General features: G+C 64.4%; 12 protein-coding genes. 7 read left to right on the top strand and 5 right to left on the bottom strand.

What is annotated here, in order from left to right; genetic code table 11:
• Window positions 1-222: a hypothetical protein gene (locus LDZ23_RS04360; protein WP_244807855.1), complete on the bottom strand. Its 222-nt coding sequence runs from the start codon at window positions 220-222 to the stop codon at window positions 1-3.
• Between the two features lie 281 nt (window positions 223-503).
• Window positions 504-977, bottom strand: coding sequence for an Lrp/AsnC family transcriptional regulator (locus LDZ23_RS04355; RefSeq protein WP_033536869.1), 474 nt, complete (start codon window positions 975-977; stop codon window positions 504-506).
• Window positions 978-1,104: 127 nt separating this feature from the next.
• On the opposite strand from LDZ23_RS04355, the gene LDZ23_RS04350 reads away from it, so the two are divergent.
• Window positions 1,105-1,713, top strand: a complete 609-nt coding sequence (locus LDZ23_RS04350; RefSeq protein ID WP_244807854.1) for a cysteine dioxygenase family protein — start codon at window positions 1,105-1,107, stop codon at window positions 1,711-1,713.
• Between the two features lie 7 nt (window positions 1,714-1,720).
• Here LDZ23_RS04350 and LDZ23_RS04345 read toward each other — a convergent pair whose 3' ends face one another.
• Together LDZ23_RS04345 and LDZ23_RS04340 are read right to left on the bottom strand one after the other, a co-directional pair.
• Window positions 1,721-4,393 (bottom strand): mechanosensitive ion channel family protein, encoded by a 2,673-nt coding sequence (locus LDZ23_RS04345; protein ID WP_034471177.1) that lies wholly within the window; start codon window positions 4,391-4,393, stop codon window positions 1,721-1,723.
• 115 nt (window positions 4,394-4,508) lie between these two features.
• Entirely contained in the window at window positions 4,509-4,982 is a 474-nt protein-coding gene (locus LDZ23_RS04340) for a BCAL1086 family glycoprotein (protein ID WP_051079045.1), read from the bottom strand.
• Window positions 4,983-5,159: 177 nt separating this feature from the next.
• On the opposite strand from LDZ23_RS04340, the gene LDZ23_RS04335 reads away from it, so the two are divergent.
• The 6 genes from LDZ23_RS04335 (at window position 5,160) to LDZ23_RS04310 (ending at window position 15,741) form a co-directional block, all read left to right on the top strand.
• Window positions 5,160-5,741 carry a DJ-1/PfpI family protein gene (locus LDZ23_RS04335; RefSeq protein WP_244807853.1) on the top strand — a complete coding sequence of 194 codons (582 nt, stop codon included), beginning with the start codon at window positions 5,160-5,162 and terminating at the stop codon, window positions 5,739-5,741.
• 194 nt (window positions 5,742-5,935) lie between these two features.
• Window positions 5,936-6,244 carry a hypothetical protein gene (locus LDZ23_RS04330; protein WP_144403775.1) on the top strand — a complete coding sequence of 103 codons (309 nt, stop codon included), beginning with the start codon at window positions 5,936-5,938 and terminating at the stop codon, window positions 6,242-6,244.
• 512 nt (window positions 6,245-6,756) lie between these two features.
• On the top strand, window positions 6,757-7,590 hold the full coding sequence (locus tag LDZ23_RS04325; RefSeq protein ID WP_008350606.1) for an IclR family transcriptional regulator: 834 nt from the start codon (window positions 6,757-6,759) through the stop codon (window positions 7,588-7,590).
• 321 nt (window positions 7,591-7,911) lie between these two features.
• The gene (locus LDZ23_RS04320) at window positions 7,912-9,267 is read left to right on the top strand and encodes an MdtA/MuxA family multidrug efflux RND transporter periplasmic adaptor subunit (protein WP_244807852.1); all 1,356 of its coding nucleotides are present in this window, start codon (window positions 7,912-7,914) and stop codon (window positions 9,265-9,267) included.
• Between the two features lie 15 nt (window positions 9,268-9,282).
• Entirely contained in the window at window positions 9,283-12,402 is a 3,120-nt protein-coding gene (locus LDZ23_RS04315; RefSeq protein WP_008350610.1) for an MdtB/MuxB family multidrug efflux RND transporter permease subunit, read from the top strand.
• A gap of 3 nt (window positions 12,403-12,405) precedes the next feature.
• Entirely contained in the window at window positions 12,406-15,741 is a 3,336-nt protein-coding gene (locus LDZ23_RS04310; protein ID WP_034471185.1) for an efflux RND transporter permease subunit, read from the top strand.
• Window positions 15,742-15,990: 249 nt separating this feature from the next.
• On the opposite strand, the gene LDZ23_RS04305 is transcribed toward LDZ23_RS04310, so the two are convergent.
• Complete coding sequence (locus LDZ23_RS04305) at window positions 15,991-16,941, bottom strand: IS110 family RNA-guided transposase (RefSeq protein ID WP_425129925.1); 951 nt, start codon at window positions 16,939-16,941, stop codon at window positions 15,991-15,993.
• Window positions 16,942-17,507 lie beyond the last annotated feature (566 nt).

Below are 17,507 nucleotides of genomic sequence, written 5' to 3'. Positions count from 1 at the left end.
CTAATGCGACGCGCCGACCGCCGGCACGGCGGGGCGCACGTCGCTCGCCGCGGATGGCTGCGCGTTTTCCTCGTCGAACTCGCGCTTCTCGCGGATCGCGTTGAACAGGATCGTGCCGATCACGATCAGCACCACGACCACGATGAACACGCTGACGGCGCGGGTCGGATTCTTTTTCGGCGTACCGTCCGGGCGGCGCGGATCGCGGGGGTCGTGGCTCATGAATGGATTCGTGGCGGCGTGTCGGGAAGGACCCGCTATGGTACTCGGGTTGGGTTTCAGTTGGATTGCGGGGCGCCCATCGTCGTTTCGCAACCCGCGCCGCCATCGCGAAATTCTCTGCTGCACGCGCGCGCTTGAACGCGGCCCGTCCGATTGACGATACTAGTCACGATTCCATGCGCGTCCGATCCCGGGAAGGGCTAAAGGGGCAATCCCGGGATACCTAGTGACCGGACGTGTTGAGCCGCCCGCCCGGGCGGCTTTTCTTATGTGTCGGCGGTTCAGGGTTCGAGCGTGGGGCGCACCGGCAACGCCGTCGAATACTTGATCTGCTCCATCGCGAAACTCGAGCTCACGTCATACAGCGGCACGGCGCGAATGAGTTGCTTGTAGACGCGATCGTAGTCGTCGATATCCGACACCACGACGCGCAACAGATAATCGGTCTCGCCGCTCATCCGGTACACCTCGACCACTTCCGGAATATCGCGCACGGCGCGCGTGAAATCGTCGGCCCAGGTCTGGGTGTGCTGGTTGGTGCGTACCGCGACGAACACCGTCGTCCCGACGCCCAGCTTCTTCGGATCGCACAACGCAACCTGCGCGCGGATCACGCCCGTCTCTTTCAGACGCTGCACGCGTTTCCAGCACGGCGTCTGCGAAAGGTTCACGCGCTGCGCGAGTTCCGCGATGGGCATCGTCACATCCTGCTGAAGCAATTCGAGCAGCTTGCGGTCGATGAGGTCCATTCCCATGCTGCACCCCTTATAGGAAATTATTCTATTTCTTGATGGTCGAGCGGAATTATATGGAAACTAATTCTGGAGGCAAGCCGGTATAAATGAGCGGATCGAACAACAACGACGCGACGGCTCATCCACTATGCGACTCGAACATGTCAGCCGCCTGGCGCGGCCCTCTTCATCGGCTTTGGCGGCTTCCCCGGCCGCCGATTGTGCCGCGTTACGAAGCCCCGCGCTCGAACGACTGTGCCGCGAAATCGACGCCGCATTCGCCGCCGCCGAAGCGGATTCGCGCGCGTCGTTCGGCGAGCGCGTGCGCCTCGCGCTGCAACGCGCGATCGCCGATACGGGTCTGCTGCGCCCCGATCAGCGCGTGAGCGATCCGCGGAACTATTGCCGTCATCTGCTCGCCGCCGACCCGCTCAACCGTTACGCGATCGCCGCGCTCGTCTGGGAGCCGGGGCAAGCGAGCCCGGTGCATGGTCATCGGACATGGTGCGGCTATGCGGTGATCGATGGCGCGCTCGAAGAAACGCTTTATCGCTGGGATGCAGTCGCCCATCGCGCGATCGAGACGCGGCGTCATCCGCGCGCGCCGGGCGCGGTGTCCTATGTGGATGCGGGACGCGGCGCGATTCATCAGCTCGGCAATCCCGCCGATGCCGCCGCGCGCGCCGTATCGCTGCATGTCTACGGCGTCGCGGGCGAGCAGATCGCCACACACGTCAACGATCTGCTCGCCGCCTGAAAAAAGCTCAGCCCTTCCCCGGCTCGGACGCGGTCGGAATCTGCGGCGGAATCTGCACGGATTGATCGGTCGGCGGCGGCGCCGGCTGGGGTTCGTGCGAAACGTCGCGGGCCGCGGCTGCGGCGATCTTCGTCTCGCGCACAAAGGCCGGCCCGGCCGCGAGTTCTTCTTCCTCTTCCACCGGCGCCGGCGCCTCGCCCGTCCAGATGCGCCGCGCGCGCTCGCGTCCTTCGGCGTCGGCGCCCGACATCGCGTCGCGCGTCATTTGCACGTGCATCTGCGGAACCGGAATCTCGATGCCGGCTTCGTCCATCTTGCGCTTGATACGCAGATTGAACGCCCGCGCGACGCTCCATTGCTGCAACGGGCGCGTCTTGATCTGCCCTTTCACGACCATCCAGTTCGGATCGAAGCGGTCGAGTCCCCACACTTCGACCGGCCCGAGCATTTCGAGCCGATAGCGGAAATCGTCCAGCAGATCCGCGCCGACTTCGCGAATCATCTGCGTGACCTGGTCGACGTCCGCCGAAAACGGCACGCGCACCTCGAACACCGCGTACGCGAAATCGCGCGACAGATTCTTCACCGTCTTGATCTGCGAGAACGGAATCGCGTGGATCGCGCCCTGGCCGTCGCGCAGGCGCACGGTGCGGATCGTCAGGCTTTCGACGATGCCCGCGTGACCGCCTTCGACCTCGATCGAATCGCCGACCGAAATCGTGTCCTCGATGATGATGAAAAGCCCGGTGATCAGATCCGCCACGAGCGATTGCGCGCCGAAACCCACCGCGAGGCCGATCACGCCCGCGCCCGCGAGCAGCGGCGTCACATTCAGGCCGAGATTCGCGGCGGTGACGATCGCGGCGACCGTCAGCAGGAACACGAACACCACGTTGCGCACGAGCGGCAGCATCGTGCGGGCGCGCATGCTCGGGCCGCGTCCGCCGCGCCGCGCCGCGTCGGGCCTGAGCGCTTCCTGAATGCCCGTGTCGATCAGAATCCAGATCAGCCAGACGACGAAGAACGTCAGCACGATCATCCCGACCGCGTGCGTGATGCCGCGCGCGGCGACGCTCTCCTCGGCCATGTGCGCGAGCGAGAATCCCCAGAAACGCGACGACAATTCGAGGAACACGAGCCAGACGCCGACCACGATCATCGTGCCGACGAACTTGACGAGCCTGCGCACATACGCCGACTGGCGGCGCGGTTTTCTCGACTTGGGCCGCGTGATACGCACGACGATCGCCGAGAGAAAGAACGCGACGACGAGCAGGCCCGCGGTGGCGATCGCCATCTGCAGCACGTTTTCCGACGTACCGATGCCCATGAGCGTCGCCACGACCGACGCCGACGCGAGCAGCAGCAGCGGCAACTGCCAAAGCGACGCGACCACTTCGAACGTCTCGGTCGCGGCCTTGCGCGTGTTGCGCTGCTCGTACGTGCGGCTGCGGATCAGATGCGCGACGGGCCGCTGGAACGCGAGCGCGAAATACGCGGTGAGCGCCGCGGCGCCCATGTTCGCGCACGTCGAGATCAGCGCGGAGAGATTGGTGCCGAGCTGCTGCGCGACGTCGTAATTCGCGGCGGCGTCGCCGAGCGCGCCGAGCGTGCCGATCAGAAAGAGAAGCCGCCGCGCGCGGCCGATGAGCAGGTTCACCGCGACGCGCCGGTGCGCCGAGCCGAACAGCGAGAACATGATGAGACAGATTGCGGAGAACACCGCGCCCGCGACGATCGCGTAAGCGGTGACCATCGCGAGCGTGCGGCCGAGCGACAGCGGCATGTAGTGCGTGAACGTGAGCGCCGCGAGGAACGCGAACAGGTACGGCGCGACGCGGCGCAGCGTGAAGAGCAGCAGTTCGCGCGTCGTCGGGTTCGAATGCAGGCCGCTGTCGATGCCGAATCGCGCCCGCACGCGCCGCTGCAGATAGACGAGCGCCATCGCGCATGCGCCCCAGCCCGCGAGCGTCGCGAAATAGTTGAAGAGCGTGCGGCCGAACGATTCGCGGCTCTGGCTCGTGACGATCGTGAAAAGCTCGTTGCCGGCGGCGTTGAAGCGTCCGACCCAATAGGCGATAGGCGTCTTGCCGCGCTTCACGTCGGCCTCGATGTTCGTGAGCGCCGACGCGATCGCGCCCAGCAAGCCCGCGTTCTGCGCGATGGTCGCCACGACCGACGATGCCGTCGTTCCCGAAGTCGGCTGTGCGCCCGCTGCCGTGCCGCTCGCGGCGGTGTCCGCCGTCGCGGAGGCCGCCGCGGCACCGGATGCCGGAGCGGTGGAATCGGCGGCGCGCTTCGCATCGCGCAGATGCTTGAGCTGCGCGACGAGCGCCGTGCGCTGCTTGTCGCTATCGAGGGTGGCGATGATGTTGTCGAGCGAGCGCAGCATCTCGGCGTCGGACATCGCGGGCGCCGACGCGGCATCCGGTGCGGATGCGGGCGCGGCCGGCGTGATCAGTTCCTGGAACGTGGGCAGCGTGAGGGCCTGTGCGGCCTGGACGGCAGGCGAGGCGAACACGATCGACGCGGCCAGCGCGGCGAGCATCGACGACATTGCAAGCGAAAACGCGCGCGCAGCGTGGCGCGCGAGTGCGGCGCGCAACAGCACGCTCGCCGCCATCCAGGAGATCGCGCCAGACTCCGCCGCGCTTCGCGGCGCGAGCTTGCGTGACTTCATAACGGTCTCGATTTCTGAAAGTCCGCCAGTTTAGCGGCTATAACAGGGAGGCCGCCCAAAGCGGACGTAACCGAATGTTAAGCGCTTCTGCGTTGATTTTTCAGACGAAACAGCTCTATTTATCCATCTCGGTGCGCGCGCCGCTGGACTCGGACGTGGGGCCGGCGACCGAGCCTTGCGCGCTCGCTTGCGGATTCGACGCGCCGCCCGACTGCGCGGACCATTCCTGCAGCTTGCGCCCCGCCGATTGCAAGCCCGCGCCCGTCGCGCTCGCGGCATTGTTGATCGCGGCGTTCGTCGCGCTCGCCGCGCTGTCGAAGTTCGATCGCGCCGTCGCGGCGACGCTGCTCGCGGAGACATCGGGCATCGATCCGGCGCTGTCGATGTTCTGCTGCGCCGATTGTTTCGCGGCATCGACCTTCTGGCCGACGTAGCTCGCCGCCTGGTCGAACTTCTGGCTCGTCTGGCTCGCCAGATTGTTGAGAGCGCTCGCGGCCTGCCCCGCGGTTGCGTCGTGCTTCTCGCACGCGGCCAGCACGCCCAGCGCGGCGAGCGTCACGGCGATGCGGGTCATGGGAGTCATCTGCATGGTGATACCTTCCTTCGTCTCGAAACTCGCGCACATCATACGCTGTCGGTGCGCGTCGCTTCGCGCTGTCACATGCGAAGCGCGGCGCGAATAGTAGACTGATCCGCGCGGCGCGAGCGCGATGGAGCGGCGCGCGGCATCGAGCATCCGACAACCCATTCCCTGACGAGGTTAGCGATGGCTGCCAAGAAGATTCTGTTTCTCACCGGCGATTTCGCCGAGGACTATGAAACGATGGTTCCGTTTCAGGCGTTGCAGGCCGTCGGCCATACGGTGGATGCGGTGTGCCCCGGTAAAAAGCGCGGCGACACCGTGAAGACGGCGATCCACGATTTCGAAGGCGATCAGACTTATACGGAGAAGCCGGGACATCGCTTCACGCTGAATGCGAGCTTCGACGACATCGATCCGGCCCGTTACGACGCGCTCGCGATCGCAGGCGGCCGCGCGCCGGAATATCTGCGCCTGAACGATCGCGTGCTCGAACTCGTGCGGCACTTCGCGCAGGCGAACAAGCCGATCGCCGCGGTCTGCCACGGCGCGCAATTGCTCGCGGTGGCGGGCGTGATCGAAGGGCGGCGCATTTCCGCGTACCCGGCGTGCGCGCCCGAAGTGCGGCTCGCGGGCGCGACTTACGCCGATATCGCCGTCGATGAGGCCATCACCGATGCGAATTTCGTCACCGCGCCCGCATGGCCCGCGCATCCGGCGTGGATCGGGCAATTCCTGGCGCTGCTCGGCACTCGAATCGAACTTTGAAACCTTGCATCGCAGGGGAACCTCGCCTCTGGTCAACGGGGTGCGCCAGCCTTACATATAGCTGGCGCAAACGATTTACCCGCGGTGAGCGGCGAATAGAATTTTCCCTCTACATTTCGGAGACTTCTGGTTTTGGCACCCTATACGGTTGGCATATATTTGCCGCCGTCCCGCCTCCCACGAAGTCTCGCACCATGCTCTTCATGAATGTCGCCGTCGCCCTTGTCGCAGGGTTGATGCTCTTCGAGCCGTTCACTCGCGCCCCTGTCTCCCGCTTCACCACTCCACGCATGCGTCGCAGTCTCGCTCACCGCGCTTTCTGTCAGGCGGGCGCTGCATTCTTCGCGGCTCTGCTCATCGCGACGAGCCCGCCCGCGCCCGAACGAATTTCGCCGCTCGTCGTGTACTCGGTCGCGCTATTGCTGGTGTGCGCAGCGGTCTACTGGATCGGGCGCGGCAAACGCTTGCTTCGGCAGCCACGCGTGTTTGCGAACATGTATTGATCTCCCAGCGCGGCGCACATTGCGCCGCGTTTTGCTTTCGGCAGCGAAGATGACTGCCGCTTCTCTCCCCATCATTTCCTTTCGACGTCCGAACGACGAGACCCGGCTCCCCCGCGCTTTCCGGTATATTCGCGCCAAGACTTTCGACGAACGCACGGACGAAAAAAAAGGCGCTACGTTTCCGTAGCGCCTTAAAAGTTCTAGCCATTCCGAGGGCCGTGCTAGAACCTGAGAGCCTGTCTCCGAAGCTCGGGCGGTAAGCGCTGAAGCGCACGTCACCCCGGGTTTCGAAATTCGGTTCCATTTTTTCCGGGATCGCTGCTCAAGTCAAGCAAAATCTCGCGGTCCGGGCAACTGCCCAAGTTTCGTTCAACATGCACCGAAACACATAAAAGTTTCGTTGCGAGTACAGCTTATTCTGAAGGTTTGCATCGTTTGCAAGTTTCTCGTGCTGGCCTTGTAGAATTGCGCCAGGTCATCAAACAAAACGATGTTTCACTTAACGAATGCCTATGCAAAACGAACCGTCGGTGGGCCGCGAACGCGCCCGGGAGAAGGACGGCGAGGAAGTGACCGCGCTCGCCCGCGGGCTCGATGTGCTGCGCCGGATCGCCGCCGCGGACGCGCCGGTGAGCAATCGCGAACTGACCGACTGGACGGGAATTCCGAAGCCCACGATATCCCGGATCACCGCGACGCTCGTCGGCGCCGGATTGCTGCACCGCTTGCCCGACAGCGAGCGCTTCGTGCTGACGGCGTCCGTTCTCGAACTGAGCAACGGATTCTTACGTAATTTCGATATTCGCGCTCGAGCGCGCCCGTTTCTTATCCGTCTCGCCGAGCGCACTGGTCTCTCGGTGCACCTCGCCGTGCGCGATCGTTTGGAGATGGTTGTAATCGATGCCATTCGGCCGCGGTCCGCCGTTCTGGTGTCGCGGCTGGAAGTCGGCGGCAGGATGGACCTGAGCCGCACCGCTGTCGGACGCGCGTATCTCGCGGTGTTGTCCGACGCGGATCGGCGTGCGCTGATCGGCAGCTTGCAGATCGCATCCGGCGACGACTGGCCGGCCATCGCGGGCGGCTTGCAACGCGGCCTCGACGATGCGTTGCGCCTCGGCTTCGCGATCTCCATCGGCGAATGGCATCACGGATTGAATGCGGTCGCTGCGGGCTTCGTCGGGCCGTCCGAAGAACGCTATTCGGTCAATTGCGGCGGCGCCGCGCATCAGTGTCCGCGCGACATATTGATCGACGAGGTCGCGCCCGCCCTGCTCGATTGCGTCGAGCAGATCACACGCGAGATCGGCGGAACGCACGCCCCGAACCTATTGCGCGCCGCCAGTTAGACTACGCGACGGCCGCCGCGCGGCCGAACGCCTTCGAGAGCGCGGCCGGTTGCGCGTGTAACACTCGTAATCAACAGAAAGAAAGGCCGGTGGACGCCCTCGGGTGCGGGACGTAGCATCATGCTTCGCGCGCACCGGGGTCGCGCCGGATTGCTCGCCTGGCTCGACAGGCAGCCTTTCCAGCCGCTTTCAACGGCCCCGCGTCATTCACGGCCTCCGCTTCGGTCTCGGTTCATGCGCGCGGCGCATCGTCTGGCGCTTGAACCGTGACCGCCGCCCGTCCGCGCTCCGAACAGATTTGAAAGACCAGCCTCCGAACCGATGGACGACCAAAAGAATCCCCCAGGGCACTCGCGCCCGACGCCTCCGACGCCTGCCGCCATCGAACCCGCGCCGCGGCGGCGCCGGGTCGTGCCGCTCATCGTCGCGATCCTGATCGTCGCCGGCGCAGTTGCGTGGTGGCATCCGTGGAATCGCGGCGAGAGCGGCGGCACGAGCGGCGCGCCGGAAGCCCGTCAAGGCGGAAGGCGCGGCATGCCGAATCCGATGAATCAGCCGCAGCCGGTGCATGTCGCGACCGTCACCCAAGGCGAAATGCCTGTGGTCATCAGTTCGCTCGGCACCGTGACGCCGCTCGCGAACGTCACGGTCAAGACGCAGTTGAACGGCACGCTCGTCGATGTCGCGTTCAAGGAAGGCCAGATGGTCAAGAAGGGCGACGTGCTCGCGCAGATCGATCCGCGTCCGTATGAAATCTCGCTGCGCAACGCCGAGGGCACGCTCGCGAAAGACCAGGCGCTGCTGCAGACCGCGCGCCTCGACCTGCAGCGCTATCAGACGCTGCTCTCGCAGGATTCCATCGCGAAACAGCAGGTCGACACGCAGGCGTCGCTCGTCAAGCAGTACGAAGGCGCGGTGAAGTCGGATCAGGCCAACGTCGATACCTACAAGCTCGATCTGACCTACGCGCGCATCACGGCGCCGGTGTCGGGGCGCGTCGGCTTGCGTCAGGTCGATCCGGGCAACTACGTGACGACGGGCGACACGAACGGCGTCGTCGTCATCACGCAGTTGCAGCCGATCAGCGTGATCTTCACCACGTCCGAAGACAATCTCGCCGCGATTCTCAAGCCGCTGCACGCGGGCACGAAGATGTCGGTCACGGCGTATGACCGTGCGAATACCACGTCGCTCGAAGCGGGCTATCTCGAGACCGTCGACAACCAGATCGACACGACGACCGGCACCGTCAAGCTGCGCGCTACCTTCGACAACAAGGAAGGCATGCTTTTCCCGAATCAGTTCGTGAACACGAAGCTGCTCGTCGATGTCATCAAGAACGCGACCATCGTGCCGACGCCGGCGGTGCTCAACGGTTCGTCGGGCGCGTTCGTGTACGTCGTGAAGCCGGACAACACCGTCACCGTGCGCAACGTGAAAACCGGCCCGGTCGACGGCGAGCGCACCAGCATCAAATCCGGACTGCAAGTCGGCGAGCGCGTGGTCATCGACGGCTCGGACCGCCTGAAGGAAGGCGCGAAAATCACGATTCCGGCTGAAAAGGCGAAAGCGGCATCGGGCGCGTCGGGTGCATCGGGCGCGTCGGCTGCGGCGCCGGCTTCGGCGGCGTCGGGTGCGCGCCACGGCGGTCATCGGCGTCAGCAATCGCAGCAGTAAGCGCCATTCGAAAGCATGAATCCATCCCGCATTTTTATTCTGCGTCCGGTCGGCACGGCGCTCCTGATGGCGGCGATCATGCTGGTCGGCCTCGTCGCGTTGCGCTTTTTGCCGCTCTCGGCGCTGCCCGCCGTCGACTATCCGACGATCCAGGTCCAGACGTTCTATCCGGGCGCGTCGCCCGACGTGATGACGTCGAGCGTCACGGCGCCGCTCGAAAAGCAGTTCGGGCAGATGGCGAGCCTGAACCAGATGTCGTCGCAAAGTTCGGCGGGCGCATCGGTCATCACGCTGCAGTTCAGCCTTGATTTGCCGCTCGATATCGCCGAACAGGAAGTGCAGGCGGCGATCAACGCAGCGGGCAACCTGCTGCCGTCCGACCTGCCCGCGCCCCCGATCTACGCAAAGGTGAACCCCGCCGACGCGCCGATCATGACGCTCGCGGTCAGCTCCAAAACCTTGCCGCTGACACAAGTGCAAGACCTCGCCGACACGCGTCTCGCGCAGAAGATCTCGCAGGTCGCGGGCGTCGGCCTCGTATCGGTGAGCGGCGGCAATCGCCCTGCCGTGCGGATTCGCGCGAACACGCGCGCGCTGGCGTCGTATGGCCTGAACATCGACGATCTGCGCACGACGATCTCGAACCTCAACGTCAACACGCCGAAGGGCAACTTCGACGGCCCGACGCGCGCCTACACCATCAACGCGAACGACCAGCTCACCGACGCGAACGCGTACAAGAGCGCGGTCGTCGCGTATCGCAACGGCCGTCCGGTGATGCTGACGGACGTCGCGAGCATCGTCGAGGGGCCGGAGAACACGAAGCTCGGCGCATGGGTCGATTCGACGCCCGCGATCATCCTGAACGTGCAGCGTCAGCCGGGCGCGAACGTGATTGCGGTGGTCGACGGCATCAAGAAAATCCTGCCGCAATTGCAGCAATCGCTGCCGGCCGCGCTCGACGTGCGCGTCGTCACGGATCGCACGACGACCATCCGCGCTTCGGTGCGCGACGTGCAGTTCGAACTCGCGCTGTCCGTCGTGCTGGTCGTGCTCGTCATCTATCTGTTCCTCGCGAACGTCTACGCGACCATCATTCCGAGCTTGTCGGTGCCGCTGTCGCTCGTCGGCACGCTCGCGATCATGTACCTGTGCGGCTTCTCGCTCGACAATCTCTCGCTGATGGCGCTGACCATCGCGACCGGCTTCGTGGTCGACGACGCCATCGTGATGATCGAGAACATCGCGCGTTACGTCGAGGAAGGCGATCCGCCGCTCGAAGCGGCGCTGAAGGGTTCGAAGCAGATCGGCTTCACCATCATCTCGCTGACGGTCTCGCTCATCGCCGTGCTGATTCCGCTGCTCTTCATGGGCGATGTCGTCGGCCGCCTCTTTCACGAGTTCGCGATCACGCTCGCGGTGACCATCGTCATTTCGGCAATCGTCTCGCTCACGCTCGTGCCGATGATGTGCGCAAAACTCCTGCGCCACACGCCGCCGAAGGAAAGCAAGCGCTTCGAGGCGCGCGCGCATCAGTTCATCGATTACGTGATCGGGCGTTACGCGGTCGCGCTGGAATGGGTGCTCGCGCGCCAACGCGCGACGCTGTTCGTCTTCGTGCTCACGCTCATTCTGACCGCCGTGCTGTACGTGTACATTCCGAAGGGCTTTTTCCCGACGCAGGACACCGGCGTGATCCAGGCGATTACGCAAGCGCCGCAGGCCGCGTCGTACCAGGCTGTCGCGGACCAGCAGCAGGCGCTCGCGAAAAAGATTCTGCAGAACCCGGACGTCGAAAGCCTCACCTCGTTCGTCGGCGTGGACGGCTCGAACATCACGCTGAACAGCGGGCGCATGCTCATCAACCTGAAGCCGCGCGACGACCGCAGCAATACGTCGAGCGATGTCATCCGCGAAATTCAGAGCGAAGTCGCCGATATTCCCGGCATCAAGCTGTACATGCAGCCGGTGCAGGATTTGACGATCGATTCGACCGTCAGCCCGACGCAGTATCAGTTCATGCTGACGGACCCGAACGCGTCGGAGTTCGCGGAATGGGTGCCAAAGCTCGTCGAGCGGCTGCAACACACGTCCGTGCTGACGGACGTCGCTACCGATCTGCAGCAGAACGGCCAGTCGGTTTATATCGAGATCGACCGCGAGACAGCCGCGCGCTTCGGCATCACGCCCGCGACCGTCGACAATGCGCTCTACGATGCATTCGGCCAGCGCATCATCTCGACGATTTTCACGCAATCGAACCAGTACCGCGTGATTCTCGAAGCCGAACCGTCCGACGCGCATTACAGCGAAACGCTGAACGGCATCTATCTGCCCTCTTCCACCGCGACCAACGGTCAGGTGCCGCTCTCGGCCATCGCCAAGTTCCACGAACGCGCGGCGCCCTTGCTCGTCACGCACCTCGGCCAGTTCCCGGCGACGACCGTTTCCTTCAATCTCGCGAAGGGCGCGTCGCTCGGCGAGGCCGTGAAAGCAATCGAGCAGGCCAAGGAGGAAATCGGCTTGCCCGCGTCGTTCCAGATCCGCTATCAGGGCGCCGCGCTCGCGTTCCAGGCGTCGCTGTCGAACGAGCTGTTCCTGATTCTCGCGGCCATCGTCACAATGTATATCGTGCTCGGCGTGCTGTACGAGAGCTTCATCCATCCGATCACGATTCTCTCGACGCTGCCGTCCGCAGGCGTCGGCGCCCTGCTCTCGCTGATGATCACCGGGCACGATCTGGACATCATCGGCATCATCGGCATCGTGCTTCTGATCGGCATCGTGAAGAAAAACGCGATCATGATGATCGACTTCGCGCTCGAAGCGGAGCGCGATCAGGGCAAGCCCCCGCGCGAAGCGATCTTCCAGGCGTGTCTGCTGCGCTTCCGCCCGATTCTGATGACCACGATGGCCGCGCTCCTCGGCGCACTGCCGCTGATGCTCGGTTGGGGCGCGGGCTCGGAGCTGCGGCGTCCGCTCGGCGTGGCGATCGTCGGCGGCCTGATCGTGTCGCAGTTGCTCACGCTGTTCACGACGCCCGTCATCTATCTCGGCTTCGATTCGCTCGCCCGCAAGCTGCGCGCGCGCTTTCATCGCGACGCGCCGCCGGCCCCGGCCAGCGAGGGCCGCTGAGTCATGAACCTGTCGCGCATCTTCATCGCCCGGCCCGTCGCCACGACGCTGCTCGCGGTCGGCATCGCGCTCGCGGGCATGTTCGCGTTCGTGCGCTTGCCGGTGGCGCCGTTGCCGCAAGTCGATTTTCCGACCATCTCCGTGCAGGCGTCCTTGCCCGGCGCGAGTCCGGAGACGGTGGCGACGAGCGTCGCGAGTCCGCTGGAGCGACATCTGGGCACCATCGCCGATGTCAGCGAAATGACCTCGATGAGCTCTGTCGGCACGACGCGCATCACGCTGCAATTCGGCCTGAATCGCGATATCGACGGCGCCGCGCGCGACGTGCAGGCCGCGATCAACGCCGCGCGCGCCGACCTGCCGACCGCGCTGCGCCAGAATCCGACGTACCACAAGGTCAACCCCGCCGACGCGCCGATTCTCGTGCTCGCGCTCTCCTCGCCCACGCGCACGGCGGGCTCGCTCTACGATTCCGCGGCGACCGTGCTGCAGCAGACGCTCTCGACCGTGCCGGGCGTCGGCGAAGTGGACGTGAGCGGCTCGGCGAATCCGGCCGTGCGCGTCGAGCTCGAGCCGGGTGCGCTCTTTCACTACGGCATCGGGCTGGAGGACGTGCGCGCCGCGCTGGCGTCGGCGAACGCGAACAGTCCGAAGGGCGCGATCGAGTTCAAGGGCACGCGCGTCCAGCTCTACACCAACGATCAGGCGAGCAAGGCCGCGCAGTACAAGGACCTCGTGGTCGCGTACCGCAACGGCGCGGCGGTGAAGCTTTCGGATGTCGGCGAAGTGGTCGATTCCGTCGAAGACTTGCGCAATCTCGGCCTCATCAACAACAAGCGCGCGGTGCTCGTGATCCTGTATCGCCAGCCGGGCGCGAACATCATCGAGACGATCGACCGCGTGAAGTCGATGCTGCCGCAGTTGCAGGCCGCGCTTCCCGCCGACGTGCAGATCACGCCGACCGCCGACCGCTCCACGACCATCCGCGCATCGCTGCACGATACCGAGCTCACGCTCGTGATCGCCGTGGCGCTCGTCGTGATGGTCGTGTTCCTGTTCCTGCGCAACTGGCGCGCGACGCTGATACCGAGCGTCGCCGTGCCGATCTCGATCATCGGCACGTTCGCGGCGATGTATCTGCTCGGCTTCTCGCTCGACAATCTCTCGCTTATGGCGCTGACCATCGCGACGGGCTTCGTCGTCGACGACGCGATCGTCGTGCTCGAGAACATCACGCGGCATGTGGAAAAAGGCGTGCCGCGGATGCAGGCCGCCATACTCGGCGCGCGTGAAGTCGGCTTCACGGTGCTGTCGATCAGCGTGTCGCTCGTCGCCGTGTTCCTGCCCATTTTGCTGATGGGCGGCATCGTCGGGCGGCTGTTCCGCGAGTTCGCGCTCACGCTGTCGCTCGCGATCGCGGTGTCGCTCGTCGTCTCGCTGACCGTCACGCCGATGATGTGCTCGCGCCTGCTCGAAGAGCCGCACGAGCGCAAGCAGGAAGGCCGCGTCGCGCGCTGGCTGGAGCGCCAGTTCGATCGCATGCAGCGCGGCTATGCGCGCACGCTCGGCTGGGCGCTCACGCATCCGCGCACGATTCTCCTGATCCTGCTGGCGACCATCGGGCTGAACGTTTATCTGTACGTCATCGTGCCGAAGGGCTTTTTCCCGCAGCAGGACACGGGCCGCATCATCGGCGGCATTCAGGCGGACCAGAGCACGTCGTTCCAGGCGATGAAACTCAAGTTCGCCGAGATGATGAAGATCGTCGAAGCGGACCCGGCCGTCGACAGCGTCGCGGGCTTCACGGGCGGGCGCTCGACCAATTCGGGCTTCATGTTCATCTCGCTCAAACCGAAGAGCGTGCGCAAGGTGTCCGCCGATCAGGTCATCAACCGCCTGCGCAAGCCGCTCGCGGATGTCGCCGGCGCGCGCACCTTCCTTCAGGCGGTGCAGGACATTCGCGTGGGCGGGCGGCAATCGAACGCGCAATATCAGTTCACGCTGCTGTCCGACTCCACGGCGGACTTGTACAAGTGGGGGCCGCTTCTCACCGAGGCGCTGCAAAAGCGCCCCGAACTCGCCGATGTCAACTCCGACCAGCAGCAAGGCGGCCTCGAAGCGATGGTCACGTTCGACCGCGCGACGGCCGCGCGCCTCGGCATCAAGCCCGCGCAGATCGACAACACGCTCTACGACGCATTCGGCCAGCGGCAGGTATCGACCATCTACAACCCGCTGTCGCAGTATCACGTCGTGATGGAGCTCGCGCCGAAATACTGGCAGGACCCGGAGATGCTCAAGCAGATTTACATCAGCACGTCGGGCGGCACGGCGAGCGGTTCGGCATCGACGCAATCGACGACCACGTCCGGCACGACGACGACCGCGTCCACTTCGGCGACGGGATCGACGGGCGCGGGCGGTTCCTCGACGAGCACGTCCGACACAACCGCTGCCCTTGCGCTGGCCGCCGTGAAGAACTCGGCGACCAACGCGATCGCCGCGACGGGCAAGAACGGGTCGTCGTCGGGCGCGGCGGTGTCGACATCGAAGGAAACGATGGTGCCGCTTTCCGCGATTGCGAAGTTCGGGCCGGGCAACACGCCGCTTTCGGTGAATCACCAGAGCCAGTTCGTCGCATCGACGATCTCGTTCAATTTGCCGCCGGGCAAGTCGCTCTCCGACGCGACCGCGGCGATCTACGAGACCATGGCCACGATCGGCGTGCCGCAGACCATTCACGGCAGCTTCCAGGGCACGGCGCAGGCGTTCCAGCAATCGCTCAACGACCAGCCGCTCCTTATTCTGGCGGCGCTCGCAGCGGTTTACATCGTGCTCGGGATTCTGTACGAGAGCTACATCCATCCGATCACGATTCTCTCTACTTTGCCGTCGGCGGGCATCGGTGCGCTGCTCGCGTTGCTGTTGTTCAAGACGGAGTTCAGCATCATCGCGCTGATCGCGGTTATTTTGCTGATCGGCATCGTGAAGAAGAACGCGATCATGATGGTCGATTTCGCGATCGAGGCGACGCGCCACGGCGCGCAGACGCCGCAGGACGCGATTCGCGAGGCGTGTCTGTTGCGCTTTCGCCCGATCATGATGACGACCGCCGCCGCCCTGCTCGGTGCGCTGCCGCTGGCGTTCGGCAGCGGCGAAGGTTCGGAGATGCGTGCGCCGCTCGGGATCGCGATCGTTGGCGGGTTGATCGTGAGTCAAATGCTCACGCTCTATACGACGCCTGTGGTCTATCTTTATATGGATCGGTTTCGGATTCGCGCGGAAGAACGGCGCGCTCGGCGGCAGCGCGGGGCGGGGCCGGCTGGCGCGGCGGAGTGAGGTTTTGCTCTTTGTTTTCTCCGGATCGCGGAGTGGGCGTTTGTTGTTGGTCCTTCGCCGGATCCCGGAGTGGGCGTTTGTTCTTGGTCCGTCGCCGGATCCCGAAGTGGGCATTTGTTCTTGGTCCTTCGCCGGATCCCGTTTTGCTCTCGGTCTATTAGCACTGCCCCTGTGCGGGGCGGCAGTCACTTTCTTTGCTGCTGCAAAGAAAGCAACTGTATTGAGCATCAAGGGTTGAGTTGGTAAGGATCATGGTTTTGGGGGATTCCAAGTTGTGCCGTCGCGCATCATGGCGTTGAGCTGGGTGAGCATCTTGCGCATTGCTGCGACGAATGCGACTTTGGTCTTTTTGCCTCTGGCGCGCAGGCGGTCGCAAAACGCCTTGATGTGCGCGTTGGATCGCTGGGCGGCGACGCAGGCCATGTAGAGGGCGCGCCGCACGATGGGGCGGCCGCCCGAGACGTGTCGCTGGCCGCAGTGAGCGCCGCTATCGGAATTGAACGGGGCGAGCCCGGCGAGCGAGGCGATTTCGCGGGCGTTGAGGGTTCCGAGTTCGGGCAGAAAGGCAATGAGCACGGCCGCGGCGCCTTTGCCGATGCCGGGCACCGAGCGCAGCACGGCCTCGGTCTTGCGCCAGAGATCGTTGGCGTGCAGGAAGGCGTCGATGTCGCGATCGGCGTCCTTGATGCGCTGTGAGATGAAGCGAATGAACTCATCGATGCTTGGCAAAGCGGATTTATGGGCGCGTTTGCGGCGATTTTGCTCGGCGGTGAGCATCTCGATGAGCTGTGCGCGGCGCAGGATGAGGGCCTGCAACTGCTGGGTTTGCTCGTCGTTCAGGGGTCTGACTTCGGGTTTGATGGTCGCGCCATAGCGGGCGATGAGGCGCGCATCGATGCGATCGGTCTTGGCCCGTACGCCGGCGGACCTGGCGAAGTCGCGCACCCGCTTGGGATTGACCGCGACGGCGGGCAAGCCGGCCTGGCAGAGGGCTTCGAGGACGGCGCGTTCGAGCTTGCCGGTGGCTTCGAGCACGATGAGTTGTGGGTTGAGCGGCAGCAGTCGGTGGATCAGCTGCGCGAAGCCATCGGGAGAATTGGCCAGGCGAAAGAGTTCGGAGGATTCGTGGAAGGCGATGTCGAGAAAGGAGCCGCTGACATCGATGCCAACGAACAAAGGCGAGACGGAAGAGGATTGGATTTGGTTCACCACAGCACCCATACTTGCAAAGATACGAGCTCGAGGCTCAGTCAACTGTCCGGGTTCAAAGCGGTAAGGAGAAGCGGCGCCACCAGCTTTCTTTCGGGCTGTGAGCCCATGTAACACAAACGGGCTACCGCTTCGAGCGAACGGGAGAGATCAGCTTCCGGACGCCAGATTCAAGATACAAGTAACCAAAGAAAGCAGCTTCCGATACGCCCGCGGTCACACGCAATTTGGGTAGTCCTCTCGTCCATCGTGGGCTGCCTAAAGAGTGCCCTCATAGGCCCCATCGGGCTTGGATCGCGCACGGTCTGACGAGCTAGTTTTCCAAGGACACTGGTTCAGCACGAAAGAGCTTCGGCACAGCGCTACGCGCTGCCGCCGGCTATGCAAGGGAAACCAACGTGCGGCGATTGCAGTGAGATGGAGACGTTAGTAGAGAAGCACGCGCGGACCCGATTGACCCATCGGCCGCGAAGCGGGCCGGAGCTATTTGGTGCTGAACCAGTTTGGTGTGTGGCGAGTGAAGGCAGACCGTGCGCGAGCCAAGCCCGGTGATTGTG

This window comes from Caballeronia zhejiangensis, assembly GCF_022879815.1.
Taxonomy (GTDB): Bacteria; Pseudomonadota; Gammaproteobacteria; order Burkholderiales; family Burkholderiaceae; genus Caballeronia; species Caballeronia zhejiangensis.
The sequence above is the reverse complement of the archived record's forward strand: the minus strand, read 5'-3'. Positions and strand labels throughout refer to the sequence as shown.